Annotated in this window: 22 protein-coding genes, 1 tRNA gene and 1 pseudogene; 16 read left to right on the forward strand and 8 right to left on the reverse strand. The window is 71.1% G+C overall.

What is annotated here, in order from left to right:
* Positions 1-146 precede the first annotated feature (146 nt).
* On the reverse strand, positions 147-1,721 hold the full coding sequence (locus ACZ5C2_RS01920) for a potassium/proton antiporter (RefSeq protein ID WP_468785770.1): 1,575 nt from the start codon (positions 1,719-1,721) through the stop codon (positions 147-149).
* Positions 1,722-1,926: 205 nt separating this feature from the next.
* Here ACZ5C2_RS01920 and ACZ5C2_RS01925 point away from each other — a divergent pair, with 205 nt between their 5' ends.
* Positions 1,927-4,758 carry a penicillin acylase family protein gene (locus ACZ5C2_RS01925; protein WP_468785460.1) on the forward strand — a complete coding sequence of 944 codons (2,832 nt, stop codon included), beginning with the start codon at positions 1,927-1,929 and terminating at the stop codon, positions 4,756-4,758.
* 132 nt (positions 4,759-4,890) lie between these two features.
* On the opposite strand, the gene ACZ5C2_RS01930 is transcribed toward ACZ5C2_RS01925, so the two are convergent.
* The gene (locus tag ACZ5C2_RS01930) at positions 4,891-5,526 is read right to left on the reverse strand and encodes a 5-formyltetrahydrofolate cyclo-ligase (protein WP_468785462.1); all 636 of its coding nucleotides are present in this window, start codon (positions 5,524-5,526) and stop codon (positions 4,891-4,893) included.
* 92 nt (positions 5,527-5,618) lie between these two features.
* Here ACZ5C2_RS01930 and galU point away from each other — a divergent pair, with 92 nt between their 5' ends.
* The 7 genes from galU (at position 5,619) to ACZ5C2_RS01965 (ending at position 11,210) form a co-directional block, all read left to right on the forward strand.
* A complete protein-coding gene (gene galU / locus ACZ5C2_RS01935; protein WP_468785464.1) occupies positions 5,619-6,554 on the forward strand; it encodes a UTP--glucose-1-phosphate uridylyltransferase GalU in 936 nt (311 codons plus the stop codon).
* Entirely contained in the window at positions 6,551-7,873 is a 1,323-nt protein-coding gene (gene glp, locus ACZ5C2_RS01940; protein WP_468785466.1) for a molybdotransferase-like divisome protein Glp, read from the forward strand. The genes galU and glp overlap by 4 nt, the downstream gene beginning before the upstream one ends.
* A gap of 86 nt (positions 7,874-7,959) precedes the next feature.
* Positions 7,960-8,490: a cyclic pyranopterin monophosphate synthase MoaC gene (moaC, locus tag ACZ5C2_RS01945; protein ID WP_468785772.1), complete on the forward strand. Its 531-nt coding sequence runs from the start codon at positions 7,960-7,962 to the stop codon at positions 8,488-8,490.
* A complete protein-coding gene (locus ACZ5C2_RS01950; RefSeq protein ID WP_468785468.1) occupies positions 8,487-9,029 on the forward strand; it encodes a MogA/MoaB family molybdenum cofactor biosynthesis protein in 543 nt (180 codons plus the stop codon). The genes moaC and ACZ5C2_RS01950 overlap by 4 nt, the downstream gene beginning before the upstream one ends.
* A 59-nt stretch (positions 9,030-9,088) precedes the next feature.
* The gene (locus tag ACZ5C2_RS01955) at positions 9,089-9,709 is read left to right on the forward strand and encodes a GNAT family N-acetyltransferase (protein WP_468785470.1); all 621 of its coding nucleotides are present in this window, start codon (positions 9,089-9,091) and stop codon (positions 9,707-9,709) included.
* A gap of 172 nt (positions 9,710-9,881) precedes the next feature.
* The gene (sepX, locus tag ACZ5C2_RS01960) at positions 9,882-11,075 is read left to right on the forward strand and encodes a divisome protein SepX/GlpR (protein WP_468785472.1); all 1,194 of its coding nucleotides are present in this window, start codon (positions 9,882-9,884) and stop codon (positions 11,073-11,075) included.
* A gap of 61 nt (positions 11,076-11,136) precedes the next feature.
* A tRNA-Ala gene (locus ACZ5C2_RS01965) sits at positions 11,137-11,210 on the forward strand.
* Between the two features lie 243 nt (positions 11,211-11,453).
* Here ACZ5C2_RS01965 and ACZ5C2_RS01970 read toward each other — a convergent pair.
* A complete protein-coding gene (locus tag ACZ5C2_RS01970; RefSeq protein WP_468785474.1) occupies positions 11,454-11,957 on the reverse strand; it encodes a hypothetical protein in 504 nt (167 codons plus the stop codon).
* A 205-nt stretch (positions 11,958-12,162) separates the two neighbouring features.
* Between ACZ5C2_RS01970 and ACZ5C2_RS01975 the strand changes: the two are divergent.
* Positions 12,163-12,310, forward strand: a pseudogene (locus ACZ5C2_RS01975) (bifunctional 5,10-methylene-tetrahydrofolate dehydrogenase/5,10-methylene-tetrahydrofolate cyclohydrolase); the annotation flags it as partial.
* 101 nt (positions 12,311-12,411) lie between these two features.
* Here ACZ5C2_RS01975 and ACZ5C2_RS01980 read toward each other — a convergent pair.
* From ACZ5C2_RS01980 to ACZ5C2_RS01990, 3 genes are all read right to left on the reverse strand, one after another.
* Positions 12,412-12,771 (reverse strand): hypothetical protein, encoded by a 360-nt coding sequence (locus ACZ5C2_RS01980; protein WP_468785476.1) that lies wholly within the window; start codon positions 12,769-12,771, stop codon positions 12,412-12,414.
* Positions 12,768-13,247 (reverse strand): hypothetical protein, encoded by a 480-nt coding sequence (locus tag ACZ5C2_RS01985; protein WP_468785478.1) that lies wholly within the window; start codon positions 13,245-13,247, stop codon positions 12,768-12,770. Before ACZ5C2_RS01985 ends, ACZ5C2_RS01980 begins: the two co-directional genes overlap by 4 nt.
* Positions 13,248-13,842: 595 nt before the next feature.
* Positions 13,843-14,319 carry a GNAT family N-acetyltransferase gene (locus tag ACZ5C2_RS01990; protein ID WP_468785480.1) on the reverse strand — a complete coding sequence of 159 codons (477 nt, stop codon included), beginning with the start codon at positions 14,317-14,319 and terminating at the stop codon, positions 13,843-13,845.
* 50 nt (positions 14,320-14,369) lie between these two features.
* Between ACZ5C2_RS01990 and ACZ5C2_RS01995 the strand changes: the two genes are divergently transcribed.
* Positions 14,370-15,191, forward strand: coding sequence for an exodeoxyribonuclease III (locus ACZ5C2_RS01995; RefSeq protein WP_468785482.1), 822 nt, complete (start codon positions 14,370-14,372; stop codon positions 15,189-15,191).
* 195 nt (positions 15,192-15,386) lie between these two features.
* On the opposite strand, the gene ACZ5C2_RS02000 is transcribed toward ACZ5C2_RS01995, so the two are convergent.
* Positions 15,387-16,007, reverse strand: a complete 621-nt coding sequence (locus ACZ5C2_RS02000) for a MerR family transcriptional regulator (RefSeq protein ID WP_468785774.1) — start codon at positions 16,005-16,007, stop codon at positions 15,387-15,389.
* Positions 16,008-16,184: 177 nt separating this feature from the next.
* Here ACZ5C2_RS02000 and ACZ5C2_RS02005 point away from each other — a divergent pair, with 177 nt between their 5' ends.
* The 4 genes from ACZ5C2_RS02005 (at position 16,185) to ACZ5C2_RS02020 (ending at position 19,810) form a co-directional block, all read left to right on the forward strand.
* Positions 16,185-17,738 (forward strand): flavin-containing monooxygenase, encoded by a 1,554-nt coding sequence (locus ACZ5C2_RS02005; RefSeq protein ID WP_468785484.1) that lies wholly within the window; start codon positions 16,185-16,187, stop codon positions 17,736-17,738.
* Complete coding sequence (locus tag ACZ5C2_RS02010) at positions 17,735-18,673, forward strand: alpha/beta fold hydrolase (RefSeq protein ID WP_468785485.1); 939 nt, start codon at positions 17,735-17,737, stop codon at positions 18,671-18,673. Before ACZ5C2_RS02005 ends, ACZ5C2_RS02010 begins: the two co-directional genes overlap by 4 nt.
* Positions 18,670-19,554, forward strand: a complete 885-nt coding sequence (locus tag ACZ5C2_RS02015; protein ID WP_468785486.1) for an SDR family oxidoreductase — start codon at positions 18,670-18,672, stop codon at positions 19,552-19,554. Before ACZ5C2_RS02010 ends, ACZ5C2_RS02015 begins: the two co-directional genes overlap by 4 nt.
* A 76-nt stretch (positions 19,555-19,630) precedes the next feature.
* Positions 19,631-19,810, forward strand: a complete 180-nt coding sequence (locus ACZ5C2_RS02020) for a hypothetical protein (RefSeq protein ID WP_149548789.1) — start codon at positions 19,631-19,633, stop codon at positions 19,808-19,810.
* 149 nt (positions 19,811-19,959) lie between these two features.
* Here ACZ5C2_RS02020 and ACZ5C2_RS02025 read toward each other — a convergent pair whose 3' ends face one another.
* Positions 19,960-23,214 carry a S41 family peptidase gene (locus tag ACZ5C2_RS02025; protein WP_468785489.1) on the reverse strand — a complete coding sequence of 1,085 codons (3,255 nt, stop codon included), beginning with the start codon at positions 23,212-23,214 and terminating at the stop codon, positions 19,960-19,962.
* A 175-nt stretch (positions 23,215-23,389) separates the two neighbouring features.
* Between ACZ5C2_RS02025 and ACZ5C2_RS02030 the strand changes: the two genes are divergently transcribed.
* Positions 23,390-23,989, forward strand: coding sequence for a TetR/AcrR family transcriptional regulator (locus tag ACZ5C2_RS02030; protein WP_468785491.1), 600 nt, complete (start codon positions 23,390-23,392; stop codon positions 23,987-23,989).
* A 140-nt stretch (positions 23,990-24,129) separates the two neighbouring features.
* Complete coding sequence (locus ACZ5C2_RS02035) at positions 24,130-26,337, forward strand: MMPL family transporter (protein ID WP_468785493.1); 2,208 nt, start codon at positions 24,130-24,132, stop codon at positions 26,335-26,337.
* Positions 26,338-26,356 lie beyond the last annotated feature (19 nt).

Below are 26,356 nucleotides of genomic sequence, written 5' to 3' on the forward strand. Positions count from 1 at the left end.
GTAGATGCCGGTGCCACAGCTCAGGGCGACCCGGCCGCCATACGGTCGCGCCAGCTCTGCGTCAGGCAGAGTTGGTTCGATCTGGGGGTCTGCTTGCATGGTACAGGGATCAAAGGGCTGGTGAGCCTGTGAAGAAGAGCACCCCGTCAGTGTTCCGCCCGCGGTCCGTCGGCGCCCAGCCAGCCGGCCAGCTTTCCGCCGCGGCCGACCGCGCGCAGGCGTCGTTCGGCGGCGTCCCGTACCGGGTCCGTGGCGACGACGAGCAGTTCGTCCCCGTGCCGCAGCATCGTCGACGGCAGCGGGACGAAGGACGTCCCCTCGCGCACGACGAGCGTGACGGCGGCCCCGGCCGGCAGCCGCAGTTCGCCGACCTCCACGCCGTGCATCCTCGACCCGTCGGGGATGGCGACCGACAGCAGGTGCCCGCGCAGCCGCTCCAGGGGTGCCGACTCGATGCCGAGGTCGGCGGCGCCGGAGTCCTCGCCCAGCCGCAGTGTGCGGGCCAGCCAGGGCAGCGTCGGGCCCTGGACGAGGGTGTAGACGACGACCAGGACGAAGACGATGTTGAAGATCCGCTCGCTGCCCCGGATGCCCTGCACCATCGGGATCGTCGCCAGGATGATGGGCACGGCGCCGCGCAGCCCCGCCCAGGACATCAGCACCTGCTCCTGCCAGGGCACCCGGAACGGCGTCAGGCACACCACGATGCTCAGCGGGCGGGCCACCAGGGTGAGTGCCAGCCCGATGAGCAGCGCGGGCACGATGTCGTCGCCGAGCTCGTGCGGGGTGACCAGCAGACCGAGCAGGACGAACATGCCGATCTGGGCGATCCAGCCGAGCCCTTCGGCGAACCCGCGCGTGGCGGGCCAGTGCGGCAGTTTGGCGTTGCCCAGCACCATCGAGGCGAGATAGACGGCGAGGAAGCCACTGCCGTGGGCGGTTGCGCCCACCGCGTAGGCCGCGACGGCGATGGCCATGACCGCGATCGGGTAGAGGCCGGAGGCGGGCAGCGCCACGTGCCGCAGTCCCCAGGCGCCCAGCCAGCCCACCGCGAGTCCGATGGCGGCGCCGATGGCCAGTTCCAGGAGGATCTCGCCGAGCAGCACGTACCAGTGCTCGACCGGTCCGGCGGCGGAGAGGGCGACGACCAGGATGACGACGGGCGCGTCGTTGAAGCCGGACTCCGCCTCCAGCGTGCCCGTCACCCGCGAGGGCAGGGGGATTCTCCGCAGCACCGAGAAGACGGCCGCCGCGTCGGTCGAGGAGACCACCGCGCCGATGATGAGCGCCTGCCGCCACTCCAGCCCGACCAGGAAGTGCGCCGCGGACGCCGTGACCCCGACGCTCAGCGCGACGCCGGCCAGGGCGAGCGTCGTGGCGGCGGACAGGGCCGGTTTCGCCTCGCTCCACTTGGTGCCCAGTCCACCCTCGGCCAGGATCACGACCAGGGCCGCGTACCCGATGACCTGCGTCAGCGCGGCGTTGTCGTACGAGATGTCGCCGATGCCGTCCTGGCCGATGGCGATGCCTATGCCCATGTAGATGAGCAGGCTGGGGAGCCCGCTGCGCGAGGAGATACGGACCGCGACGACGGCCACGAGCAGCACGACCGAGCAGACGAGCAGAAGCTGGTTGAGGTGGTGGACAGTCAGCGGCCGTTCCCTTCGCTGTCTCAGCGTCTCAGCGCACCCGCGCGTGAGCTCCCGTACATCGCTTGCGATCCACCGCTTTCGCGGCAAACTACTTCGTTACCTTACCTAACTCTTGACGCTTTCTTGACGCTGATCACGGCAGGATCGAACGTCCGTCCGGGCTGGTTCCCGACTCCGCGTCAAGGGGCGCGGGGCCCTGCGCCTATCGTTGCTCCAGCGCTCAGTTAAAAGCACAGCCCGACCTGCCGCTCGCGTTAGGACAGCAAGGACAGCGATGCCCACCGACACCACCGCCGCCACGGGTCAGCAGCCCGGCACGTCCGGCAGGAAAAAAGGGCGCAGAGCCCGTCTGATCGTGCTCGTCCTGGTGCTGGCCCTGATCGGCGGTGTCGCCTACGGGGGGTACTGGTCGGTCAGCACCGTGCGTGCCTCCTTCCCGCAGACCAAGGGCTCGATCACGCTCCAGGGCCTGTCGGGCACCGTCGACGTCAGACGTGACGGTCACGGCATCCCGCAGATCTACGCCTCCTCCGACGAGGACCTGTTCATGGCGCAGGGCTACGTCCAGGCGCAGGACCGGTTCTACGAGATGGACGTGCGCCGGCACATGACCGCCGGACGTCTGTCGGAGATGTTCGGCAAGAGCCAGATCGACAAGGACGAGTTCCTGCGCACCCTCGGCTGGGAGCGGGTCGCCAAGGAGGAGTACGACAAGAAGCTCTCCCCCGCCACGAAGAAGTACCTCCAGGCGTACGCCAAGGGGGTCAATGCCTATCTGGCGGGCAAGGAGGGCAAGGAGATCTCCCTGGAGTACGCGGCGCTGGGCTTCGAGAACGACTACAAGCCGGGGGAGTGGACCCCGGTCGACTCCGTGGCCTGGCTGAAGGCGATGGCCTGGGACCTGCGCGGCAACATGCAGGACGAGATCGACCGCGCGCTGCTGACCAGTCGTCTCGGCCCGAAGCAGATCGCCGACCTGTACCCGGCGTACCCGTACGGCCGGAACAAGCCGGTGATCCAGGAGGGGCAGTACAACGAGCTCACCGGGGCGTACGAGCCGGGCGGGACCACGGGCGGCACGGGCACCGGCGACGGCACCGGGACCGGCGACGGCACCGGCACCGGGACCGGCGACGGCACCGGCACCGGCACCGGCGACGGCACCGGCACAGAGGCCGGTACGGGGACCGGCACCGGTACCGCGGGCTCTTCCCTGGAGAGCCAGCTGACGGGCCTTCAGGAGGTCATGCAGGACCTCCCCACCGCCGTCGGCGTCAACGGCGACGGCATCGGCTCCAACTCCTGGGTCGTCTCCGGTGAGCACACCATCACCGGCCGGCCGCTGCTCGCCAACGACCCGCACCTGTCGGCCTCACTGCCGTCCGTCTGGTACCAGATGGGCCTGCACTGCCGCGGCGTCTCCGAGAAGTGCCGGTACGACGTCGCCGGCTACACCTTCGCGGGCATGCCCGGCGTGATAATCGGCCACAACCAGGACATCGCCTGGGGCCTGACCAACTCCGGCGTCGACGTCACCGACCTCTACCTGGAGAAGATCACCGGCGACGGCTACCAGTACGACGGCAAGGTGGTGCCGTTCGAGACCCGCGAGGAGACCATCGAGGTCGCCGGCGGCTCGGCACGCAAGATCGTGGTCCGCGAGACCAACAACGGCCCGCTGCTCTCCGACCGCTCCGACGAACTGGTGAGGACCGGCAAGAAGGCCACCGTCGACAGCGCGGCCCCCGACCGGGGCGACGGCTACGGTGTCGCGCTGCGCTGGACCGCCCTGGACCCGGGCCGCACCATGGACTCCGTCTTCGCCATCAACCGCGCGAAGGACTGGGACGACTTCCGCGAGGCGGCCACGCTGTTCGAGGTGCCCTCGCAGAACCTCGTCTACGCGGACACCGCGGGCCACATCGGCTACACGCTGCCCGGGAAGATCCCCACCCGCGCGGAGAACCACGACGGTTCCATCCCCGCCCCCGGCTGGGACGCCGATTACGAGTGGACCGGCTGGATCGACCAGGACGCGCTGCCCTACGAGTTCGACCCGGACCGCGGCTACATCGTCACCGCCAACCAGGCAGTCGTCGGCAAGGACTACCCCTACACGCTGACCACGGACTGGGGTTACGGCGCCCGCAGCCGGCGCATCACCGACCTGATCCAGTCGAAGATCAAGGACGGCGGCAAGGTCTCCACCGACGACATGCGGCAGATGCAGCTCGACAACTCCAGCTCCATCGCCAAGCTGCTGGTGCCCGACCTGCTGAAGATCGACACCGGTGACGAGGACGTGCGCGACGCGCAGAAGCTGCTGGAGGGCTGGGACTACACCCAGGACGCCGACTCGGCCGCCGCCGCCTATTTCAACGCCGTGTGGCGCAACATCCTCAAGCTCGCCTTCGGCCACAAGCTCCCCAAGGAGCTGCGGGTCAAGAGCCAGTGCCTGTGGGTCGACCCGGTCAACACCACCGGGCCCGCCGACGAGACGGACAAGGTCCGCGAGTGCGGTCGGCGCGCCGCCGACCAGGCGCAGCCGGACGGTGGCGACCGCTGGTTCGAGGTGGTCCGCAAGCTGAAGGACGACGAGGACAGCGAGTGGTGGACGACGTCCAAGAGGGGCACCCGCCCGGGCGCCGACAACCGTGACGACCTGTTCAAGCGGGCCATGATCGACGCCCGCTGGGAGCTGACCGCCAAGCTCGGCAAGGACATCGACACCTGGAGCTGGGGCCGGCTGCACCGCCTGTTCCTGAACAACCAGACGCTCGGCACCGAGGGCCCCGGCTTCCTGCAGTACGTCCTGAACCGCGGCCCGTGGAAGCTCGGCGGCGGCGAGGCCACGGTCAACGCGACCGGATGGAACGCGGCCGGCGGCTACGGGGTCGTGTGGGTGCCGTCCATGCGCATGGTGGTCAACCTCGGCGACCTCGACAAGTCGCGGTGGATCAACCTCACCGGCGCCTCCGGACACGCCTACAGCTCGCACTACGTCGACCAGACGGACAAGTGGGCAGAGGGCGAGCTGCTGGAGTGGCCGTTCTCGGAGAAGGCGGTCGAGAAGAACACGAGTGACACGCTGTTGCTGAAGCCCTGACCCCGGCCGGTCGGCCGCCGGAATCGGCCTCCACGCGTGCGTGGGGGCCGATTCGCGTGCCGGGGGTTCATGTGTCCGAGGGCCGCCCAGGGCCGAGCCGGGAGCCTCGTGGCGCCGCGCGTCGGGCTTTGGTCAGGCGGTCTCGTCACCGGCGCGGCCGAACCGCCGTACCCCGGCCGGCGTCACCACCGCGTGCACCGGCCGGTCGTGCGGCTCCTCGGGAACGCGGCCGATGACCTCGGAGCCGTACAGCAGCACCACGAGTGCCGGATGCGCGCCCGCGCGGTCCAGCCGGGCGAGGACACGGTCGTAGGAGCCTCCGCCGCGCCCCAGCCGCATCCCGCGCGCGTCGACGGCGAGTCCGGGCAGCAGGACGGCGTCCGCCTCCGTCACGGCGTCCGGGCCGAGGCGTTCGCCCGCCGGCTCGAACAGGGTCATGCGTCCACCGTGCCGCACCCGCGCGAGGGAGCCCTCGCCCGTGTACGCACCCCAGTCGAGGTCGTTGTCCGGCAACAGCGCGGGCAGCAGTACGCGTACGCCCCGCGCGCGCAGCGCGTCGAGCAGCGCGAGCGTGCCGGGCTCGCTCCCCACGGAGACGTACGCCGCCACGGTGCGCGCGTGCGCCAGTTCGGGCAGTGCGAGCGCCCACCGGGCCAGCGCGGCCGCGGATTCCCGCACGTCATCAGCCGTCAACCTGCTCCTCACACGGAGGACTTCGCGTCGCAGCACGCGCTTGTCAGACTCGTCCGCGCGCTCGTTGTGTCTCAACTCTGTCCCCGAACCGTTCCAATAGGCTCATATGAGCGGTTATTAACCGGACCCTCAGATTCCCTGCAAAGGCACCGGATATGGTGTCCGGCATGTCACAGTCACACCCTCGGATCACCAAGGCTGTCATCCCCGCAGCCGGTCTCGGCACCCGGTTCCTGCCGGCCACCAAGGCCACTCCCAAGGAGATGCTGCCGGTCGTCGACAAGCCGGCGATCCAGTACGTGGTCGAAGAGGCCGTCTCCGCCGGCCTCGATGACGTCCTCATGGTCACGGGCCGCAACAAGCGCCCCCTGGAGGACCATTTCGACCGCAACTACGAACTGGAGTCCGCCCTCCAGAAGAAGGGCGACGCCAGCCGCCTCGCCAAGGTCCAGGAGTCCAGTGACCTGGCCACCATGCACTACGTCCGCCAGGGCGACCCCAGGGGCCTCGGCCACGCGGTGCTGTGCGCAGCCCCGCACGTCGGCGACGAGCCCTTCGCCGTCCTCCTCGGCGACGACCTGATCGACCCGCGCGATCCCCTGCTCCAGCGCATGATCGAGGTCCAGCGGCAGCACGGCGGCAGCGTCATCGCCCTCATGGAGGTGGCCCCCGAGCAGATCCACCTCTACGGCTCCGCCGCCGTCGAGGCCACCATGGACTCCGACGTCGTCAGGATCAGCGGCCTGGTCGAGAAGCCCGCCGTCGAGGACGCGCCGTCCAACTACGCGATCATCGGACGCTATGTCCTCGACCCGGCCGTCTTCGACATACTGCGCAAGACCGAGCCCGGCCGCGGCGGCGAGATCCAGCTCACCGACGCCCTCCAGCAGCTCGTCGACGCGCATACATCAGCGACCACCGCCGCGGGGAAGTCCGGTGGCCCGGTGCACGGCGTCGTCTTCAAGGGCCGCCGCTATGACACCGGCGACCGCGGCGACTACCTGCGTGCCATTGTCCGACTCGCGTGCGAACGTGATGACCTGGGCCCGGACTTCCGGACCTGGCTCCACCGCTATGTCACCGAGGAGATGCAGCAACGTTGAGCACCGCCGCGCCCCGAACCGCAGGCCCGGACCACCTCTGGTCGGTGGACGAGCACCTGGACGACATCCTCGCGACCGTCCGCCCCCTCGAGCCCATCGAGTTGCAGCTCCTCGACGCCCAGGGCTGTGTCCTGGTCGAGGACATCACGGTGCCGGTGTCCCTGCCCCCGTTCGACAACAGCTCCATGGACGGGTATGCGGTGCGGGTCGCGGACATCGCGGGCGCGAGCGAGCGGTACCCGGCGGCCCTCGAGGTCGTCGGGGACGTCGCCGCGGGCCAGGCCGACCTCCTCCACGTCGGCCCCGGCCAGGCCGCCCGCATCATGACCGGCGCCCCGCTCCCGCCCGGTGCCGAGACCGTCGTCCCCGTCGAATGGACCGACGGCGGCCTCGGCGAGGGCCCGGCCACCGGCATGCGCGCCCGCAGCCTGTCCCCCGAGGGCGCCACCGGGCAGGTGAACGTGCACCGCCCGGCCGGGGCACGCGCCCATGTGCGCGCCAAGGGCAGCGACGTCAGGGCCGGCGACCGCGCCCTGGAGGCCGGCACCGTCCTCGGCCCGCCGCAGATCTCCCTGCTGGCCGCCATCGGCCGGGGCACGGTCCGGGTGCACCCGCGCCCGCGCGTGGTGGTGCTCTCCACCGGCAGCGAACTCGTCCAGCCCGACGAGGAACTGCGTCCCGGTCAGATCTACGACTCCAACAGCTTCGCCCTCACCGCCGCCGCGCGGGACGCCGGTGCGATCGTCTACCGCGTGGGAGCCGTCGCCGACGACGCCTCGGTCCTGCGGGACACCATCGAGGACCAGTTGGTGCGCGCCGATCTGATGGTCACCACCGGCGGTGTGAGCGTCGGGGCGTACGACGTCGTGAAGGAGGCACTGTCGTACGCGGCGGACGAGGACGAGCCCGGCAGCGGGGTCGACTTCCGCAAGCTCGCCATGCAGCCGGGCAAGCCCCAGGGCTTCGGCTCCATCGGCCCCGACCACACCCCGCTGCTGGCCCTGCCCGGCAACCCGGTCTCCTCCTACGTCTCCTTCGAGCTGTTCGTCCGCCCCGCCATCCGCACCCTGATGGGCCTGACCGACGTCCACCGGCCAAGGGCCCGCGCGGAGCTCACCGGGGGCCGGGCACTGACCTCGCCGAAGGGCCGCCGTCAGTTCCTGCGCGGCCGGTACACCGACGGCACGGTGACGCCCGTGGGCGGCGCCGGATCCCATCTCGTCGCGGCCCTCGCGCAGGCGAACGCACTGATCGTCGTCCCCGAGGACGCCGAGTCCGTGGCGCCCGGCACCGAGGTCGAGGTGGTCCTGCTCGGCTGAGCGCGGCCGGTGGGCGGTAGCGTGTCGCGCACAGCAGGCCCGTGCGCCGCACCGCGGCGGGCCAGGACCGGGAGCGCCACACGATCATGACCGTGCCACCCCGGGGGGCCGCCCCCGGACCCTCCGAACCCGCCGGACCTTCCGGGCAGTCCCGTCTGACCCACATCGACGCGGCGGGCGCCGCCCGAATGGTCGACGTGTCCGCCAAGGACGTCACCGCGCGCACCGCGCGGGCCACCGGCCGCGTTCTCGTCGCACCGCGCGTGATCGAGCTGCTGCGCGGAGAGGGCGTCCCCAAGGGTGACGCCCTGGCCACCGCGCGCATCGCCGGCATCATGGGCGCCAAACGCACCCCCGACCTGATCCCGCTGTGCCACCCGCTGTCGGTGTCCGGTGTGAAACTGGATCTGTCGGTGGCGGACGACGCCGTGGAGATCACGGCGACCGTGAGGACGACGGACCGTACGGGCGTGGAGATGGAGGCGCTCACCGCGGTGTCCGTCGCCGCGCTCACCGTGATCGACATGGTCAAGGCGGTCGACAAGGAGGCGGTCATCACGGACGTACGGGTCGAGGAGAAGACGGGCGGCAAGTCGGGCGACTGGAGCCGGGCATGACACGCGACGCGACCGCCGGCGGCGCGCTGCTCGCGCCGTATGCCGCGCTCGTGGTCACGGCCTCCAACCGGGCCGCCGCCGGCGTCTACGAGGACAAGGGCGGCCCGCTGATCGCGGAGGGTCTGCGGCGCTTCGGGTTCGCGGTCGACGGCCCCCAGGTCGTCCCCGACGGCGACCCCGTGGAGGCGGCTCTCCGCGCGGGCGCCGACGCCGGGTACGACGTCATCGTCACCACCGGTGGCACCGGCATCTCGCCCACCGACCGCACCCCCGAGGCGACCCGCCGGGTCATCGACCACGAGGTCCCCGGCATCGCGGAGGCCGTCCGGGCATACGGCCGGGACAAGGTGCCCACCGCCGCCCTCTCGCGGGGCCTGGCAGGGGTCGCGGGCGGAACCCTGATCGTCAACCTGCCCGGTTCCAGCGGCGGGGTGAAGGACGGACTCGCCGTCCTGGAGCCGCTGCTGAAGCACGCCGTGGACCAGTTGCGCGGCGGGGACCACCCCCGGGCGGACGCCAGTGACGGGGGTGCGAGCTGAACAGCCCACACTGGCCGGTCGAGCTGGTCGACGGCGACATCGTCCTCCGGCCGATCAAGATGCGCGACCAGAAGGCCTGGCGCGAGGTCAACCGGCGCAACCGCGACTGGCTGCGGCCCTGGGAGGCGACCATCCCGCCCCCCACCCCCAGCGGCCCGATCACTCACCGTCCGACCTACCGTCAGATGGTCCGCCACCTCCGCTCCGAGGCGAACGCAGGGCGGATGCTGCCCTTCGTCATCGAGTACCAGGGGCGTCTCGTCGGCCAGTTGACGGTCGCCGGGATCACCTGGGGTTCGATGTGCTCGGGCCATGTCGGCTACTGGGTGGACGAGTCGGTGGCCGGGCGCGGAGTGGTGCCGACAGCCGTGGCGATGGCCGTGGACCACTGTTTCCGCACCGTGGGACTGCACCGCATCGAGGTCTGTATTCGCCCCGAGAACGGGCCGAGCCGCAGGGTCGTGGAGAAACTCGGTTTCCGCGAGGAAGGGCTGCGCCCCCGCTATCTCCACATCGACGGGGCCTGGCGGGACCATCTCGTCTTCGCGCTCACGGCGGAAGAAGTGCCCGACGGTTTGCTCGCCCGGTGGCGCCGGGCACGCTCCCAGGAGCGGTCCGGCCGCGAGCTGCCCGGACACGATCGGCGTAACCGGGGAATCCCGCACGGACCGGGAAATTGAATAAACGTTCGAATTTGCACGCGAGATGACCGTCTTGGGGTGCGGAATTCCCGGTTCGAGTGACCCGCTGATCGAGCCGGTCACAAGAAAAGTTCGAAATATCAGCCAGATCGTGCGACACACCGGCCCAATTGGCGGATGGCCCCGTCCAAACCCCTCTACCGTGTGAGGCGTGAGCAGCAGCGGCCTCATCTACGCAGTCATTGTCGGGGCCTGGGCCGCCTACTTGGTGCCGATGTGGCTCCGTAGGCAGGACGAGCTGAACGAGGCCCGTCCAACGGAACGCTTCAGCACCGCCATCCGATTGCTGTCCGGACGGGCGGGCATGGAGCGCCGGTACGCCAAGGACCTGCGGGCGCGCTCCACCGAGGAGGGGGAGCAGGACGTCCACGACCCGGATGCGACCACCGATGTGGTGGACGTCCGGGCCTTCGCCGTGTCCCAGACCCGTCCGCAGACCCAGGCGCCCGTGCCGTCCCTCCCCGAGGAGCGGCCGGAGCCGGCACCGGGCCGGCCGCCACGTCAACGCGAGGGACGGCGGGCGGAGCCCGAACCGGCCGCCGCGCGGGGACGCGTCCCGGCCGCCCGCCGCGCCTCCGAGGCGCGGGCGGCACAGGCCGCCGCGCGCGCCCGGCGTACCAAGGCGCTCGCCCGCCGTCGGCGCACCACCACGATGCTGTTCGTCGCCTTCACGCTCGGCGCGGTCGTCGCGGCGGTCGGCGGACTGGCCTTCCTCTGGGCGCCCGGCGTACCGGCCGTGCTGCTGAGCGCGTACATCGTGTACCTCCGCTCCCAGGAGCACCGCAGGTTCGCGTACCAGATGGACCGCCGGCAGGCGGAGGTCGCCGCGCAGCGGCTGCGCGAGCGAGAGCGCCAGCCGCGCCGCCGCCCGTCCGTCGACCACGCCGACCCCGACGAACCGGAGGGGCCGGAAGCCGGTGCCCTCGTCGACCCGGGTCTCACCGCGCTCGCCGCGGACCGGCGCGCGCTCGTCGAGCAGACCGACCACGCCGAGTGGGTCGACCAGCAGCGCGAGCGGCAGCGCCGCCCCGGCCAGGGCGGCGACAGCTGGGACCCGGTCCCGGTACCGCTCCCGACGTACGTGACGGCCCCGGTCGCCCCGCGCGCCACCAGTGACGTGGACCTCGGTGCCCCGGACACCTGGAGCTCGGCCCGCTCGAGCGCCGTACCGGCCGACGAGGCGGACGCCGTCCCGGCCGAGGAAGCGGACCCGGACCCCGCCCCGTCCGACGAGCGCACCGACGCCCGCCGCGCGGCCTCCGCCCGCCGCTCCCGCGAACGCGGCCGCACTCCGCTCTTCGACCAGTACGAGGACGGCGACCGCCCCAAGGCCGCCAACGAGTAACGCCCCGGCCAATGGATTTCCGAGCACCCCGATCGGGGTGCTAAAGTTTCACTCGTTGCAGGGGCCTGTGGCGCAGTCTGGTAGCGCACCTCGTTCGCATCGAGGGGGTCTGGGGTTCAAATCCCCACAGGTCCACCGCACGACTGTTCTTGGGTTCGCTCAGGAGCAGTTGACGAGATCCCGCTGATCTTCTTGATCGGTCGGGATCTTTGTCGTTTCAGGGGCTTGTTCGAGCCTGTTTCGGGGTGATGGATGGCAGCGGTCCTCGGCGGGGGCCGGGTTGGTGTGCTGCCGCAGGCTGCTGAAGGCATGGCGGCCGGCCCCGGGAGTCCGGGGCCGGCCGCCATCAGTTGTCGCGATTGTTCATCCCGTGGGGTTTCACCGGGTGGGCGGAGGCGGTCGACCGGTCTGTGCGGGCGGGGCTTTCTGCGGTTGTGCTGAGGGCTGTGGGACGGCGTTGGCGTAGTCGGTGTCGGTGAGTTGGGTGCCGGTGCGCTGGTAGAGCCAGGTGTCGAGGTTGCCGGCGGTGACCATGAGAGCGACCAGGAGAGTTTGGGCGACCTGGCCTCGTGCTGGTCGGTGTTTCGGGTTGCCGATGTCGAGTTCGCTGCTCTTGAGGCGCCCGTGGATTCCCTCGTTGTGGGACCGGATGGGCTTGTAGGCGGCGATCCAGTCGTCGGACAGGTAGTGGCTGCCCTGCCGGAACTCGGCGGTCTTGAGGTCGCCGGAGGCGTCTGCGGGGACGGTGATGTCGGACTTGCCGCAGACAGCGGGGAGTTCGTCCGCCGACGGCGGGTTGAGCCATTCGTTCTGGGGGAGCTGGACGGTGGGCCGGGCGGCAGGGTGTGCGGCGCGTTGGCGGCGGTCGCTGAAATCGATCACCGCGGGAGGCGGGCCCGGGGTACGGGGCGTGCGCGAGCAACTGGGGTCGCTCGGCGGCCTGTCGGCCGGAGGGGACGTTCCAGGCGTCTGCGTGGGTGTCGGCGATGTTCTGGGGCAGGCGGGAGCGGCGGTCGCAGCGGGCCGGGTCGAGGACGCTGGTGATGCGGTCGAAACCTCGGTAGAGGCGCCGGCTGGACGCGATGCATTCGGCGACGTGGACTTCGGCACCGCCCACACCCGCGCCCGCTTGATCACCCCTGTTCCCGGCGGGGTCGGGACCGATGACCATCGCCGTCCTGCTGGCACAGACCGTCGACGCTGCCGCGAGGCAACTCGGAGTCCCTGGACGCTGACACCATCCTCAACCAGTTCGGGCCTGGGGGCGGTGGATGGGGACAGGGCGGTCGATTCTCGCCGCCCCGTCCCGTTCCGCCGCCCATCGAGCCGCGTTGGCTCAGCGTCGGTCTGTTGCTCGCGGGTGCCCGGTCCCCGCGAAGGTGATCCAGCAGGTGTCGCGGGCGGTGTCCAGGAGGTACCAGATGCGGCCGCCGCCGGTCACCTCGATCTGCCACTGCTCGCAGGTCTGTCCGCGGTGGGTGCCATGCGCCAGACTGCCCTTGAGCCGGTGGTGCCGGGGCGTCTCGGTGGCCGGCCCGGGGTTCGTGCGCATGGTGATCCAGGCGCGGTAGGTGTTCTCCCGGGCCTGCTGGGCGAGGCTCTCCCACCCTTTGGCCGAGGCGGCGTCCGCGAAGCGGACCTCCCAGTGGCCGTCTGGCGCCGGCGGTGCGGCGCGGTCGCCGCGACCCGCGGTCATGCGGCATCCCGCGGGTCCGGTACCGGGCCGTAGTCCTCGCCGTGGTCCCTGGTCAGCGCCGCCAGCAGTTCGGGGTCGGAGTAGACCTCGGCGGTGTGCTGCCAGGCGATGAGCAATTGGGCGACGGACGCGCTGTTGCCGAGCGAGTCGGCGGCACGCATGGTGTCGACCAGTTCGAGGGCGAAGGCGTGGAGGTCGGGCTCGGGCAGGAAACGAACCCAGGGGAAGGCGTCCGGCAGTATGTCGAGGAGTAGTTCCATGCTGCCGGGCTCCCGGCGGGCCATCGCGGCCAGCATCCGGGTGGCGGCTGATACCACGGTCTGGTCCTGCTCTGCCCGCGCTGCGGTGGTGAGGACTAGATCCTCGCCGTCTCTGCGGTGCAGGAGGAGTCTCGGCGACTCCTGGAGCCGGGCAAGCGTCTGCTTGTTCTTGTTCACCAGCTCGGAGAAGTTCACGGCGGCGCTCTCGGTAGCCATGACTTTGAAATTACTTCGAAACTGTCTCCGGCGCCATCACCCAAAAGAGGGGCGCAGCGCAGCGCGAGCGGCCTTGGGTACCTCGCGAGTGCACGGCCGCCGACAACCCGTCGTGTCCCCACTGCTGGGGAACGATCGGCCGCGACGCGGCCCGATCAGCAGTTGGCCGGCGGATGCCGCCCCATGCCGAGTGGTGCGGAGACGTACGGCCGGTCGCGGTCTGGGGGAGCCGGAATGTACGCCGCCTACCTGCATGGATCGTTCGGTCCCGGGTCACCGGCCGGTGCGGCGGACCGGCGCCCGGCTCGGCGCCGGTCCACGGTGTGGGGGCGCCGACGGGGGATCGCGTCGCCGGGCCGATTGTTCTCGGGTACGCCGGTACCGGTGTCGGTGTGGGTTCTGGTCCACCTCTCACGCGGTGCGACGAGTTCGTCCTTCTCGACGTCGCCGGGTGGGAGGCAGACAGAACGGCAGGCGTGTTCTGCCTGCCCGGGCGGTGTCGTCGCGGTGAGGGAGCTCCGAAAGCTCGAATAGCGAGGCGTGACGCACGTTCAGTGGCCTTGGGGACTGCTCGGCTGTTCGTTCCGAGCGGTACCTAGAGTTGCTTGGCGTAGCAGCGGCTGTCCTCGTAGCAGCGGTAGTAGCCGAACTTCTCGCAGGGCTCGTAGCCGCTGGAGGCGTACAGGGCGATGGCCTCCGGCTGCTTGGTGCCGGTTTCCAGGACCATGCGGACGCGGCCGGCCGCGCGGGCGTCGTCCTCCAGGGCGGCCAGGATGCGGCGGGCGAGGCCCCGGCCGCGCATCTGCTCGATCACGTACATGCGCTTCAGCTCGGCGTCGCCGTCGCGGTTGCCCTCGCCGTTGGCGTCCTGGGCGCGCCAGCCGCCGGAGGCCACGGGGACACCGGCCTCGTCGTACGCGATCAGGTAGACGCCGTTCGGGGGTGCGAAGTCCGCCGGGTGCATCGGGGTGGAGTCGCCGCCGTCACCGTAGCGGACGTGGTACTCGGCCTGGACTTCGGCGTCCAGCTTCACGGCGTCGGGGTGGTCGTAGGGGACCCGGCGGATATCCATGCCGAATACCGTAAAACACGCCCGGACCTGGAGTGTCGTATCGTGCCCTGATGCTTACTGTGACCTCCGTCAACGTCAACGGACTGCGGGCCGCCGCCAAGAAGGGCTTCGTGGAGTGGCTGGCCGGGACCTCCGCCGATGTGGTGTGCCTTCAGGAGGTGCGGGCGGAGGCGAAGCAGCTGCCGGAGCAGGTGCGCGAGCCCGCGGGATGGCATGTCGTGCACGCGCCCGCCGCCGCGAAGGGGCGGGCCGGAGTCTCGCTGTACAGCAGGCGTGAGCCGGACCGGGTGCGGATCGGGTTCGGGTCGGCGGAGTTCGACGGCAGTGGGCGGTATGTGGAGGTGGATCTGCCCGGGGTGACCGTCGCCTCGCTGTATCTGCCCTCGGGGGAGGTCGGGACCGAGCGGCAGGACGAGAAGGCGCGGTTCATGGGCGAGTTCCTCGCCTACCTCAAGGGGCTGCGGGAGCGGGCCGCCGCCGACGGGCGGGAGGTCGTCGTCTGCGGGGACTGGAACATCGCCCATGAGAAGGCCGACCTGAAGAACTGGCGCGGGAACACCAAGAGCTCCGGGTTCCTGCCGGAGGAGCGGGAGTGGCTGTCCCGGGTGCTCGACCTGAGCGACGGTGGGTACGTCGATGTCGTGCGGGCGCTGCATCCGGACGTGGAGGGGCCGTACTCGTGGTGGTCGTACCGCGGGCGGGCCTTCGACAACGACACCGGGTGGAGGATCGACCTCGCCGTGGCGACCCCGGGGCTCGCGGCCCGCGCGGTCAAGGCCTACGTCGAGCGGGCGGCCACACACGCCGAGCGGTGGTCGGACCACGCGCCGGTGACGGTGGTCTTCGAGGGCGGTCCCGCCGGGCGGGACTGACCCGTGATCCGTTCCGAGCGGTAGGACAACCACTGCTGCGCCGGCCCGCTCCCGCAGGCGGAGCTCGCCGGCGACCGACCGTCCGCGAGCCGATCCCGTCCGCGCCGCCGACGGGACGCGCCGCCGACGGGACGCGCCGCCGACGGGACGCGCCGCCGAGCGGTGCGGGCACGGCTCCCCGGCCGCCGACGGCGGTCAGTCCCGCTTGCTCAGCCGCCGGTCCATGGCCAGGGAGAGTTCCGCGTCCACCACGCTGCGGGCCAGCGGGCGCAGGCGGTGGAGGGTCTCCTCCGGGGCGTGGCGGAGGATCAGGGTGGCGAAGAGGTCCGCCAGGGCGTCGGCGTGGGTGCGGACCTCCGCCCCGGTGCGGAGCACCTCCGCGAGCGGGATGCCCTCGCGGACCAGCGCCGACGAGACGTCCAGCAGGCGGTGGCTGATGTGGATGATCTCCTCGCCGTCGACGCCGAGGTAGCCGAGGTCGAGCGCGGCGGCCAGGTTCTCCGGGGTGACCTGCCCGGAGAAGTGGTCGGCGAGTTCCTCGGGGGTGAGGCGGACCGGGGTCTCCTCGGTGGGGGCGTCCATGCCGAGGAGTTCCCCGACGTCACGGCCGTGGTCGAAGGCCTCGGCCAGCTCCGCTATGCCGTTCAGGGTGTGGCCGCGTTCCAGCAGCGCCGTGATCGTGCGCAGGCGGGCCAGGTGGTGGTCGTCGTACCAGGCGATACGGCCCTCGCGGCGGGGTGGCGGGATCAGCTTGCGTTCGCGGTAGAAGCGCAGCGTGCGCACCGTGATGCCCGCCAGCCTGGCCAGCTCCTCCATGCGGTACTCGCGCCGGTCACCGGGTCCTTCGCTGTCTTCTGCCACGTCTGAAGCCTAGGGCGTACCGGCGGTAAGTTTCCTCGCATGCCCCCTACCCATCAGTACGGTGCTGCTCTACGCTCCCCATTGCGCCAGTGTTCACTGGCAGGGTTCTGAGTGATGCGTGGAGGCTTGAGGATGGCCGAGCACGAGCATGTACGGGTGGCGGTGGTCGGGTCGGGGTTCGGCGGACTCGGAGCCGCCGTGCGGCTGCGGCGCGAGGGGATCACCGACTTCGTCGTCCTGGAGCGGGCGGGCAGTGTCGGTGGCACCTGGCGCGACAACAGCTACCCCGGCTGCGCGTGCGACGTGCCGTCGCACCTGTACTCGTTCTCCTTCGCGCCCAATCCCGACTGGCCCCGCTCCTTCTCCGGCCAGGAGCACATCCGCGCCTACCTGGAGCACGTCACCGACGTCTTCGGGCTGCGTCCGCACATCCGCTTCGACTCGGAGGTGAAGCGGATGGCATGGGACGGCGAGCGGCTGCGGTGGGAGATCGAGACGAGCAGCGGGAACCTCAGCGCGGATGTCGTGGTGTCCGCCACCGGGCCGTTGTCCGAGCCCAAGCTGCCGGACATCCCGGGGCTCGACACCTTCCCCGGCAAGGTGTTCCACTCCGCCCAGTGGGACCACGACTACGACCTGCGCGGCAAGCGGGTCGCCATGGTCGGTACCGGGGCGTCCGCGATCCAGATCGTGCCGGCCGTCCAGCCGCTCGTGTCGCGGCTGACCCTCTTCCAGCGCACGCCGGCCTGGGTCCTGCCCCGCATGGACCGGCCCATCAGTGGTGCCGAGCGCGCACTGCACCGCACGCTGCCCTTCACCACCAAACTGCGCCGCGGACTGCTCTGGGGCGTGCGGGAGCTGCAGGTCCAGGCGTTCACCAAGCATCCGGGGGAGCTCGGCTTCGTCGAGCAGCTGGCCAAGCGGAACATGGGCCGCGCCGTCAAGGACCCGGCCCTGCGCGCCAAGCTCACCCCGGACTACCGCATCGGGTGCAAGCGGATCCTGCTGTCGAGCACCTACTATCCGGCGCTGGCGCAGCCGAACGTGGATGTCGTCGCCGGCGGACTGAGCGAGGTGCGCGGGTCGACCGTGGTCGGCGCCGACGGGACCGAGGCCGAGGTCGACGCGATCGTGTTCGGCACCGGGTTCCACGTCACCGACATGCCCATCGCCGAGCGGGTCGTCGGCGCCGAGGGGAAGACCCTCGCCGAGTCCTGGTCGGGCGGGATGCAGGCCCTGCGCGGTGCGGCCGCCGCCGGGTTCCCCAACTGGATGACGATCATCGGGCCCAACACCGGCCTCGGGAACTCCTCCATGATCCTGATGATCGAGTCGCAGCTGAACTACCTGGCCGACTACATGCGCCAGTTGGACGTCCTCGGCGGCAGGGTCGCCCTCGACGCCCGCCCCAGCGCCGTACGGGCCTGGAACCACCGGGTGCAGGAGCGGATGAAGCGCACGGTGTGGAACACCGGTGGCTGCACCAGCTGGTACCTCGACGAGAGCGGGCGCAACACCACCATCTGGCCGGGGACGACGGGTGAGTTCCGGCGGGAGACCCGGAGCGTGGATCTCGCCGAGTACGCCGTTCTGCGCAACGTCCCGGCCTCGGGGGAGAACAACCGGGAGAACACCGAGAAGAACACCCAGAAGAACACCGAGAAGAACACCGAGGTGACCGCATGAGCCGCCTCACCCATGTCACCTCCGGGCCGTACGCCCCGCCCGTCGCCGCCCGTGAGCTGACCGCCGTCTCCGCCGACGGCACCCGCCTGCACGTCGAGGTGCACGGTCCCGAGCGGGCGCCCGCGGTCGTGCTCGCCCACGGCTGGACCTGCTCGACCGCCTTCTGGGCCGCGCAGATCCGTGAACTGGCGGCCGATCACCGGGTCATCGCCTACGACCAGCGCGGCCACGGACGGACGCCTGCGAGCCCGGCGTGCACCACCGACACGCTCGCCGACGACCTCGAGGCCGTCCTCGCCGCCACCCTCGCACCGGGCGAACGGGCCGTGATCGCCGGGCACTCCATGGGCGGGATGACCGTCATGGCCGCCTGCGGCCGGCCTGCCTTCACCGCGCACGCCGCCGCCGTACTGCTGTGCAGCACGGGGAGTTCGCGGCTGGTCGACGAGTCGACGGTGCTCCCCTTCCGGGCGGGCCGGACGCGGACCCGGCTGACCCGGCGGATCCTCGGCTCCCGCGCTCCGCTCGGGCCGGTCACGCCCCTCGCCCGCCGGATCCTCAGGTACGCCACGATGGGACCGGCGTCGGCCCCGGACATGGTCGAGGCGTGCGCCCGCATCGTCCACGCCTGCCCGCGCGCGGTGCGCCACGCCTGGTCGCAGGTGCTCGCCGAGCTCGATCTCGACCACGGGGTGGGGCAGTTGCGCGTACCCACGGAGATCGTCGTCGGGACCGCGGACCGGCTCACCCCGCCGGTGCACACCCGGACGCTCGCCGCCGCTCTGCCGGACTGCCTCGGTGTCACCGAACTGCCCGGCGTCGGCCACATGACGCCCGTCGAGGCGCCCGGCCTGGTCACCGGGAAGATCCGGAACCTCGTCGCCGCCCATGTGACCGCCCACCAGCCCGTCCAACCCGCCGAGGAGAGCGCATGAGCAGGGTCAGTCTCGAAGGCAAGGTCGCCGTCGTCACCGGAGCGGCGCGCGGCGTCGGGGAGTTGCTGGCCCGCAAGCTGTCCGCGCGTGGGGTGAAGGTGGCGCTGGTCGGACTGGAGCCGGACGCGCTCAAGGACGTCTCCGCGCGGCTGCACAGCGACAGCGACCACTGGTACGCGGACGTCACCGACCACGAGGCGATGGCCCGGGTCGCCGAGGAGGTCCGGGAGCGGTTCGGCCGGGTCGACATCGTGGTCGCCAACGCCGGTGTGGCGACGGGCGGTCCGTTCGCCGACTCCGACCCGGAGTCCTGGCGGCGGGTGATCGAGGTGAACCTGATCGGATCGGCGGTCACCGCGCGGGCGTTCCTGCCGCTGCTCACCGAGAGCCGCGGGTACCTGCTCCAGATAGCCTCCCTCGCCGCGATCACACCCGCGCCGATGATGTCGGCGTACTGCGCCTCCAAGTCCGGTGTGGAGGCGTACGCGCACTGCCTGCGCGGCGAAGTCGGGCACCGGGGCGTGAAGGTGGGCATCGGGTATCTGTCGTGGACCGACACCGACATGGTGCGCGGCGCCGACCAGGACGACGTGATGCGGGAGTTGCGGCAGCGGCTGCCGTGGCCGTCCAACAAGACCTATCCGCTGGGCCCCGCGGTGGACCGGATGGTGGCCGGGATCGAGCGGCGGTCGGCGCATGTGTACGGGCAGTGGTGGCTGCGCGGGATGCAGGGCGTGCGCGGCTACCTTCCCGCGGTCATCGGGACCGTGGGGCAGCGGGAGATGCGGCGGTTCGGGGAGCGGCTCGACACCGTCCGTACAGGGCTGGTCGGAGCCGGTGGGAACGCCGATGAGCAGCATCGCGCTACGGTCCGTAAGTGATCGACATGCGCAGGGTGACGGCCCGTGTGAATCTGGTCGGGCAAGTTCCCCCACCCCACAACGGGAGTGAACCCACATGGGTATGAAGGACCAGTTCCAGGAGAAGTCCGAGCAGTTCCAGCAGCAGGCCAAGCAGCGTGCCCAGCAGGGCAAGGAGCAGCTGCAGAACCGCGGTCGCCGGCGCGACGAGGACATGGACGAGCAGCGCCGTCAGCGCGAGTCCGAGGAGCGCTTCGACCAGGACTACGAGGTCTGACGTCGCGCGCTGAGGCACTGAAGCACTGAAGCACTGAAGCACTGAGGCAGTGAGGCAGTGAAGCGCCGAGGTATTGAGCCGAAGCACCGAAGCGCAGGCAGGAGGGGTGCCCCTGGCGAAGGGGGCACCCCTTCTCGTTGGCCCGGTGCTCACGCCCTCGGCGGCAGCTCCGGCCGGGAGCGGTCGGGAACGTCTTTGTAGCCGGGGGGAGTCGCCGGGGGACGGGCCTCCAGCAGCTCCAGGGCGAGACGCACCGCGTCGTCCAGCACCGCGTACCTGCCCTCGGCCCAGTCCAGCGGGGTGCGCAGCGCCTCCAGGTCGGGTTCGACGCCCTTGTTCTCCACGGACCAGCCGTACGCGTCGAACCAGGCCGCGTTCATCGGCACCGTGATCACCGTGCCGTCGCCCAGCCGGTGCCGGCCGGTCATGCCGACCACGCCGCCCCAGGTGCGCTGGCCCACCACCGGGCCCAGATCGAGCAGTTTGAAGGCGGCGGTGATCATGTCGCCGTCGGAGCTGGTCGCTTCGTCCGCCAGTGCCACGACCGGCCCGCGGGGGGCGTTGGACGCGTACGAGACGGGCTGGGCGTTGCGGGTGAGGTCCCAGCCGATGATGGTGCGGGTCAGCTTCTCCACGACGAGCTCGCTGATGTGCCCGCCGGCGTTGCCGCGTACGTCCACGATCAGTGCGGGCCGGGACATCTCCATGCGCACGTCGCGGTTGAACTGTGCCCAGCCGGAACCGCCCATGTCGGGGATGTGCAGGTAGCCGCAGCGTCCGGCGCTCAACTCGCGCACGACCGCCCGGCGTTTGGCCACCCAGTCCTGGTAGCGCAGCGGCGTCTCGTCGATCAGCGGGACCACGGCGACCCGCCGGGGCGGTCCCTCGCCCTCGGCGGGGACGAACGTCAGCTCGACCGTCGTACCGCCCGCGCCGGCGAGCAGTGGGTAAGGGCCCGTGACGGGGTCCACCGGGCGGCCGTCGACGTGGGTGAGGACCGCGCCCTCGCGGATGCCGGTGCCGGCCAGCGGGGAGCGGGCCCGGGAGTCGGAGGAGTCGCCGGGCAGGATCCGTCCGACCGTCCAGCCCTTCTCACGCGGGACGAGGTTGGCGCCGAGCAGGCCCTGCCGGCGCTGGTAGTGCGGGGGGCCCTCGTTGCGGCGGGCAGCGGTGACATAGGCGTGGGAGGTGCCGAGTTCGCCGAGGACCTCGCGCAGCAGGTCCGCGAACTCGTCGGGGGAGGCGACCCGTTCGACCAGCGGGCGGTACTGCTCCAGGATCGCGTCCCAGTCGATGCCGCACATGCCCGGTTCCCAGAAGTAGGCGCGGATCAGCCGCCCGGCCTCCGCGTACGCCTGGCGCCACTCGGCCGCGGGGTCGGCCTCGTGCAGGATGCGGCGGGCATCGATCCACACCGTGGAGTCGCTGTCGCCGGGCTCGGTGGCGGGCACCGCGCGCAGTTCGCCCTCGTCGACCACGACCAGCCGGCTGCCGTCGCCGCTGACGGCGAAGAAGTCCAGGTCCGCGACGAGTTCGTACCTCTTCGCCTTGCCGATGTCGAAGTGTTCCAGCGCGGGCCGGCCGCTGGTGTCATTGGGGTTGACGAAGGTCTCGCCGAGCGCGCCGGAGATCGGCCAGCGCAGCCACACCAGGCCGCAGCCCGTGACCGGGTACAGCCCCGAGTACTTGGAGGCGGCCACCGGGAAGGGCGTGACCCTGCTCTCCAGGCCCTCCGCCTCCACGGTCACCGTGCCGCCGTCACCGCTCTCCTCGGCGTCCTCGCGCTCGACCGGGTCCAGGCCCCCGGCGGCCGGGCGGCCCTCGGGGTTCAGGGCGAACGGGGAGGGGGTCGCCGACGACAGCGGCACCAGGTAGGGGCGGCAGCCCAGGGGGAAGGACAGATCACCGGTGTGCACGTCGTACACCGGGTCGAAGCCGCGCCAGGAGAGGAAGGCGAGATAGCGGCCGTCCCGTGTGAAGACCGGGTTCTCGTCCTCGAAGCGGCCGTTGGTGACGTCGAGGACGAGAACGTCCTTGATCCGGGCGAGTTTGATCTGCCGCAGGGACCGTCCGATCACGGGATGGGACCAGGCCAGCCAGGCCCCGTCGGGGGAGAAGGCGAGGTCGCGCACCGGCCCGTTGCCGGAGTGGATCAGCTCGGTGGCCTCGCCCCGGCTCTCCTCACCGGTGTCGACCAGCAGCAGTCGTCCGTCGTGCGCGGCGACGGCCAGCCGTTGGCCCTTCGGGTCGGCCACCATCTCCAGGACCCGGCCCAGCTTCCCCGCGGCCAGCCGCCGTGGCGCGCGCTGACCGGTCGCCCGGGGCAGGGAGGCGATCTCGACGGCGTCGTCGCCCTCGGCGTCCGTCACATACGCCACCTGGTCGCCGGCGCCGAGCATCTCCGGCAGCCGGACCCGTACGCCCGGGGTGTCGGTGAGGGTGCGGGCGGGGCCGTCGCGGTGGGTGAGCCAGTACAGACTGCCGCGTACGACGACGGCGCTGGCCCGGCCGGTCTCGTCGACCGAGATGCCGTCGAGGTGCTGGGCGGCCGGTACCTGGTAGGGGCGGCGCCCGGCCCGCGGGCTGTGCAGGGTCACGTCGAGCCGGCGGGGGACGGAGCCGGGGGAGAGGTCGTCCACGATCCACAGGTCGCCGGCGCACTGGTAGACGACCCGGGTGCCGTCGCTGGAGGCGTGCCGGGCGTAGAAGGCGTCGTGGTCGGTGTGCCGGCGCAGATCGGAGCCGTCGTACGCGCACGAGTAGAGGTTGCCGATGCCCTCGTGGTCGGAGAGGAAGGCGATCCGGCCGTCGGTGAACATGGGGGAGTGCAGATGGCCGTCGAGCCCGTCGAGCAGCCGGTGCCCGTGCAGCCAGAGCCTGCCCGTGGCGCCGCCGCGGTAGCGCTTCCAGGAGGCCGGTTCGTGCGGCGGGGTGCCGGTGAGCAGCAGGGACCTGCGCTCCCCGGCGGTGTCGGCGACCTGGATGTCGGAGACCGGGCCCCAGGGCAGTTTGCGGCCGGGGCTGCCGTCGCGGGCGAGTTTGTAGGCCCAGGTGAAGTACGAGAAGGGCTCGCCGTGCGAGGCGACGGCGAGGATCTCGGCCTGGCCGCCGTCGTCGGGGGGCGCCCAGCCGCAGACCCGGGTGTCGGAGCTGCCCCAGTAGGTGAGGCGCCGGCCCGGTCCGCCGTCCACCGGGACGAGGTGCACCTCCGGGTCGAGGCTGCGCCAGCTCGTGTACGCGATGTGCCGGCCGTCGGGGGAGAAGCGGGGGTGGCCGAGTTTGGTGCGGTCGACGGTGAGCCGCCAGGCGCGGCCGGGTGCGTCGAGCGGGGCGAGCCAGAGGTCGTCCTCGGCCACGAAGCACAGCAGGTCGTCCTTGAGGTGCGGCAGACGCAGATAGGTCACTCTCCCCATGCTTTTCCGGGGGACCGACCGCAGCAACTTATGCCGAGCCGACAACCGTGACGCAGAACACGAACGAAACCGTTTCGTTTCGATAGGTGGCTGGGGTACCTTCGTTCTGTACGAAACGGTGTCGTTTCTTTGACACGGCAGGAGTCGGAGCGGAAGGGTGAGCGGCATGAGCGAAGTCGCGACGGCACGTCGCAGCCGGATGACCCCCGAGCGCGAGGCCGAGCTGTACCGGGCCGTGCTCGACCTGCTCCGTGAGGTCGGCTACGACGCCCTCACCATGGACGCCGTGGCCACCCGCACCCGGTCCAGCAAGGCCACCCTCTACCGCCAGTGGGGCGGCAAGGCCGAACTGGTGGTGAGAGCGATGCGCAGCCAGAAACCCGGCAGCATCGCCGACATCGACACCGGAACCCTGCGGGGCGACCTGCACGCCGTCGTCGGCCGCGAGGACGACTGCGCCATGGCGCAGAACGTCGCCCTGATGCGGGCCCTGGCCATGGCGGTGCACCAGAACGACGACCTCCTCCAGGCGTTCAAGGAACTCCTGGTCGAACCGGAGATCGAGGAGTTCCGGAGGATGGTCCAGCGCGCGGTCGACCGGGGCGAGGTCAGTCCCGGCAACCCGGCGCTGGAGTACATCGTGCACATGCTCGTCGGCGCGTTCGCCACGCGGACACTGATCGACGACCTGCCGCCCACACAGAGATTCCTCGCCTCGTACATCGACGCCGTGGTGCTCCCCGCCCTCGGCGTGACCACTCACTGACCGTCCCCGAGGTCAGCCACCACAAGTCGGCCACCACCGGCCGGCACCAGAGTCAGCCACCACCTGACGTCTCCGCTCACGTCGTCGGGCTGATCATCCCTGCCCCGAAGCAACCACGACCTGACCGGGAGTACGCCCCCGTGGCCACTTTCCTCTATCGACTCGGCCGGTTCGCCTTCCGGCGCCGGCACTTCGTAGCCCTGTTCTGGGTGGCGCTGCTGGCGCTCGCGGGAGTCGGCGCGGCCGGCGCCCCCGCGGCCGGCAACTCCTCCTTCTCCATCCCCGGCACCGAGGCCCAGAAGGCCTTCGACCTGCTGGAGGAACGCTTCCCCGGCTCCAGCGCCGACGGAGCGACCGCCCGCGTCGTCTTCAAGGCACCGGACGGCGAGAAGATGACCGACGCCGGCCACAAGGCGACCGTCCAGGACACCGTCGACGCACTCGGCGGCGGCTCCGAGGTCGCCGGCGTCAGCGACCCCTATGAGGGCGGCGGCGTCAGCGAGAACGGCAGGGTCGCCTACGCCTCGGTGAGCTACGAGGTCTCCGGCATGGAGCTCGAGGAGACCTCCCGCGAGGCACTGGAGGCCGCCGCCGAGGACGCCCGCGACGCCGGGCTGACCGTCGAGATCGGCGGTGACGCGCTGCAGGCCGTCCCGGAAACCGGCACCGCCGAGATCATCGGCATCGGCATCGCCGCGATCGTCCTGGTCGTCACCCTCGGCTCACTGCTCGCCGCCGGGCTGCCGCTGCTCACCGCGATCATCGGGGTCGGCATCGGCGTCGCGAGCATCACCGCGCTGGCCAGCACCCTCGACCTCGGCTCCACCACCTCCGTTCTGGCCTCGATGATCGGCCTCGCGGTCGGCATCGACTACGCGCTCTTCGTCGTCTCCCGCTACCGGGCCGAACTGGCCGGGGGCCGCGAACGCGAGGAGGCGGTCGGCCGGGCCGTCGGCACCGCAGGCTCCGCGGTGGTCTTCGCCGGTCTGACCGTCGTGATCGCCCTGGTCGGACTGTCCGTCGTCAACATCCCGATGCTGACGAAAATGGGCATCGCCGCCGCCGGCACCGTCGCCGTCGCCGTTCTGATCGCCCTCACCCTGATCCCCGCCCTGCTCGGCTACGCGGGCCGCCGGGTCCGCCCCGCCGGTGAGAAGAGCAAGCTGCTCGGCGGCGGCCGCGCCGCCAAGAAGGCGGACCGCCCCAACATGGGCACCCGCTGGGCGAGCTTCGTCGTACGCCGCCCCCTGGCCGTGCTCCTGCTCGGCGTGGTCGGCCTGGGCGCCGCGGCCGTCCCGGCGGCCTCCCTCGAACTCGGTCTGCCCGACGACGGCACGCAGCCGACGTCCACCACCCAGCGCAAGGCCTACGACCTGCTCTCCGAGGGCTTCGGCCCCGGCTTCAACGGCCCGCTGGTGGTCGTCGTCGACGCCAGGAGCAGCGACGACCCGGGGGCCGTGTTCAAGCGGACCAGCGAGGACATCAAGGTCCTCGACAACGTCGTGAACGTCGCCCCCGCGCAGCCCAACAAGGCCGGCGACACGGCGACGATCACCGTGATCCCCGACTCCAAGCCCTCCTCGGTGACCACCGAGGACCTGGTGCACGACATCCGTGACACCGGCTCCGGCATCAAGGCGGACACCGAGGCCGACGTCCTGGTCACCGGCGCCACGGCCATGAACATCGACGTCTCGCAGAAGCTCAACGACGCGCTGGTGCCGTATCTGGTCCTGGTGGTCGGCCTGGCGTTCCTGCTGCTGATCGTGGTGTTCCGCTCGATCCTGGTCCCGCTGAAGGCGGCCCTCGGCTTCCTGCTCTCCGTGCTGGCGGCCCTCGGCGCGGTCGTCGCGGTGTACCAGTGGGGCTGGCTGGCCGGCCTGATGGGCGTCGAGGAGACCGGCCCGATCATGTCGATGATGCCGATCTTCATGGTCGGCGTGGTCTTCGGACTCGCCATGGACTACGAGGTGTTCCTCGTGACCCGGATCCGGGAGGCCTACGTCCACGGCGAGAAGCCGCGCCAGGCCGTGGTGACCGGCTTCAAGTACAGCGCCCGGGTGGTGACCGCCGCCGCGGTGATCATGATGGCGGTCTTCGCCGGCTTCATCGGCTCCAGCGACGCGATGGTCAAGATGATCGGCTTCGGACTCGCGGTCGCCGTCCTCTTCGACGCGTTCGTGGTCCGCATGACGATCGTCCCGGCCGTCCTGGCCCTGCTCGGCGACAAGGCCTGGTGGCTGCCGAAGTGGCTGGACCGCGCCCTGCCCAACGTGGACGTCGAGGGCGAGGCCCTGAGCGCCAGGGACGCCGCGAAGGACGAGGACAAGGAACTCGTACGGGCCTGACACCCCGGACGATCACAGA

It is taken from the genome of Streptomyces sp. NPDC031365, from assembly GCF_055569765.1.

Excerpts from the sequence above, each read along its gene's own strand:
- ACZ5C2_RS01925 (WP_468785460.1), top strand. The coding sequence starts at position 1,927 with ATGCCCACCGACACCACCGCCGCCACGGGTCAGCAGCCCGGCACGTCC.
- galU (WP_468785464.1), top strand. The coding sequence starts at position 5,619 with ATGTCACAGTCACACCCTCGGATCACCAAGGCTGTCATCCCCGCAGCC.
- moaC (WP_468785772.1), top strand. The coding sequence starts at position 7,960 with ATGACCGTGCCACCCCGGGGGGCCGCCCCCGGACCCTCCGAACCCGCC.
- ACZ5C2_RS01950 (WP_468785468.1), top strand. The coding sequence starts at position 8,487 with ATGACACGCGACGCGACCGCCGGCGGCGCGCTGCTCGCGCCGTATGCC.
- ACZ5C2_RS01955 (WP_468785470.1), top strand. The coding sequence starts at position 9,089 with ATGCGCGACCAGAAGGCCTGGCGCGAGGTCAACCGGCGCAACCGCGAC.
- ACZ5C2_RS01980 (WP_468785476.1), bottom strand. The coding sequence starts at position 12,771 with ATGACCGCGGGTCGCGGCGACCGCGCCGCACCGCCGGCGCCAGACGGC.
- ACZ5C2_RS01985 (WP_468785478.1), bottom strand. The coding sequence starts at position 13,247 with ATGGCTACCGAGAGCGCCGCCGTGAACTTCTCCGAGCTGGTGAACAAG.
- ACZ5C2_RS01990 (WP_468785480.1), bottom strand. The coding sequence starts at position 14,319 with ATGGATATCCGCCGGGTCCCCTACGACCACCCCGACGCCGTGAAGCTG.
- ACZ5C2_RS01995 (WP_468785482.1), top strand. The coding sequence starts at position 14,370 with ATGCTTACTGTGACCTCCGTCAACGTCAACGGACTGCGGGCCGCCGCC.
- ACZ5C2_RS02000 (WP_468785774.1), bottom strand. The coding sequence starts at position 16,007 with ATGGAGGAGCTGGCCAGGCTGGCGGGCATCACGGTGCGCACGCTGCGC.
- ACZ5C2_RS02005 (WP_468785484.1), top strand. The coding sequence starts at position 16,185 with ATGGCCGAGCACGAGCATGTACGGGTGGCGGTGGTCGGGTCGGGGTTC.
- ACZ5C2_RS02010 (WP_468785485.1), top strand. The coding sequence starts at position 17,735 with ATGAGCCGCCTCACCCATGTCACCTCCGGGCCGTACGCCCCGCCCGTC.
- ACZ5C2_RS02015 (WP_468785486.1), top strand. The coding sequence starts at position 18,670 with ATGAGCAGGGTCAGTCTCGAAGGCAAGGTCGCCGTCGTCACCGGAGCG.
- ACZ5C2_RS02020 (WP_149548789.1), top strand. The coding sequence starts at position 19,631 with ATGGGTATGAAGGACCAGTTCCAGGAGAAGTCCGAGCAGTTCCAGCAG.
- ACZ5C2_RS02030 (WP_468785491.1), top strand. The coding sequence starts at position 23,390 with ATGAGCGAAGTCGCGACGGCACGTCGCAGCCGGATGACCCCCGAGCGC.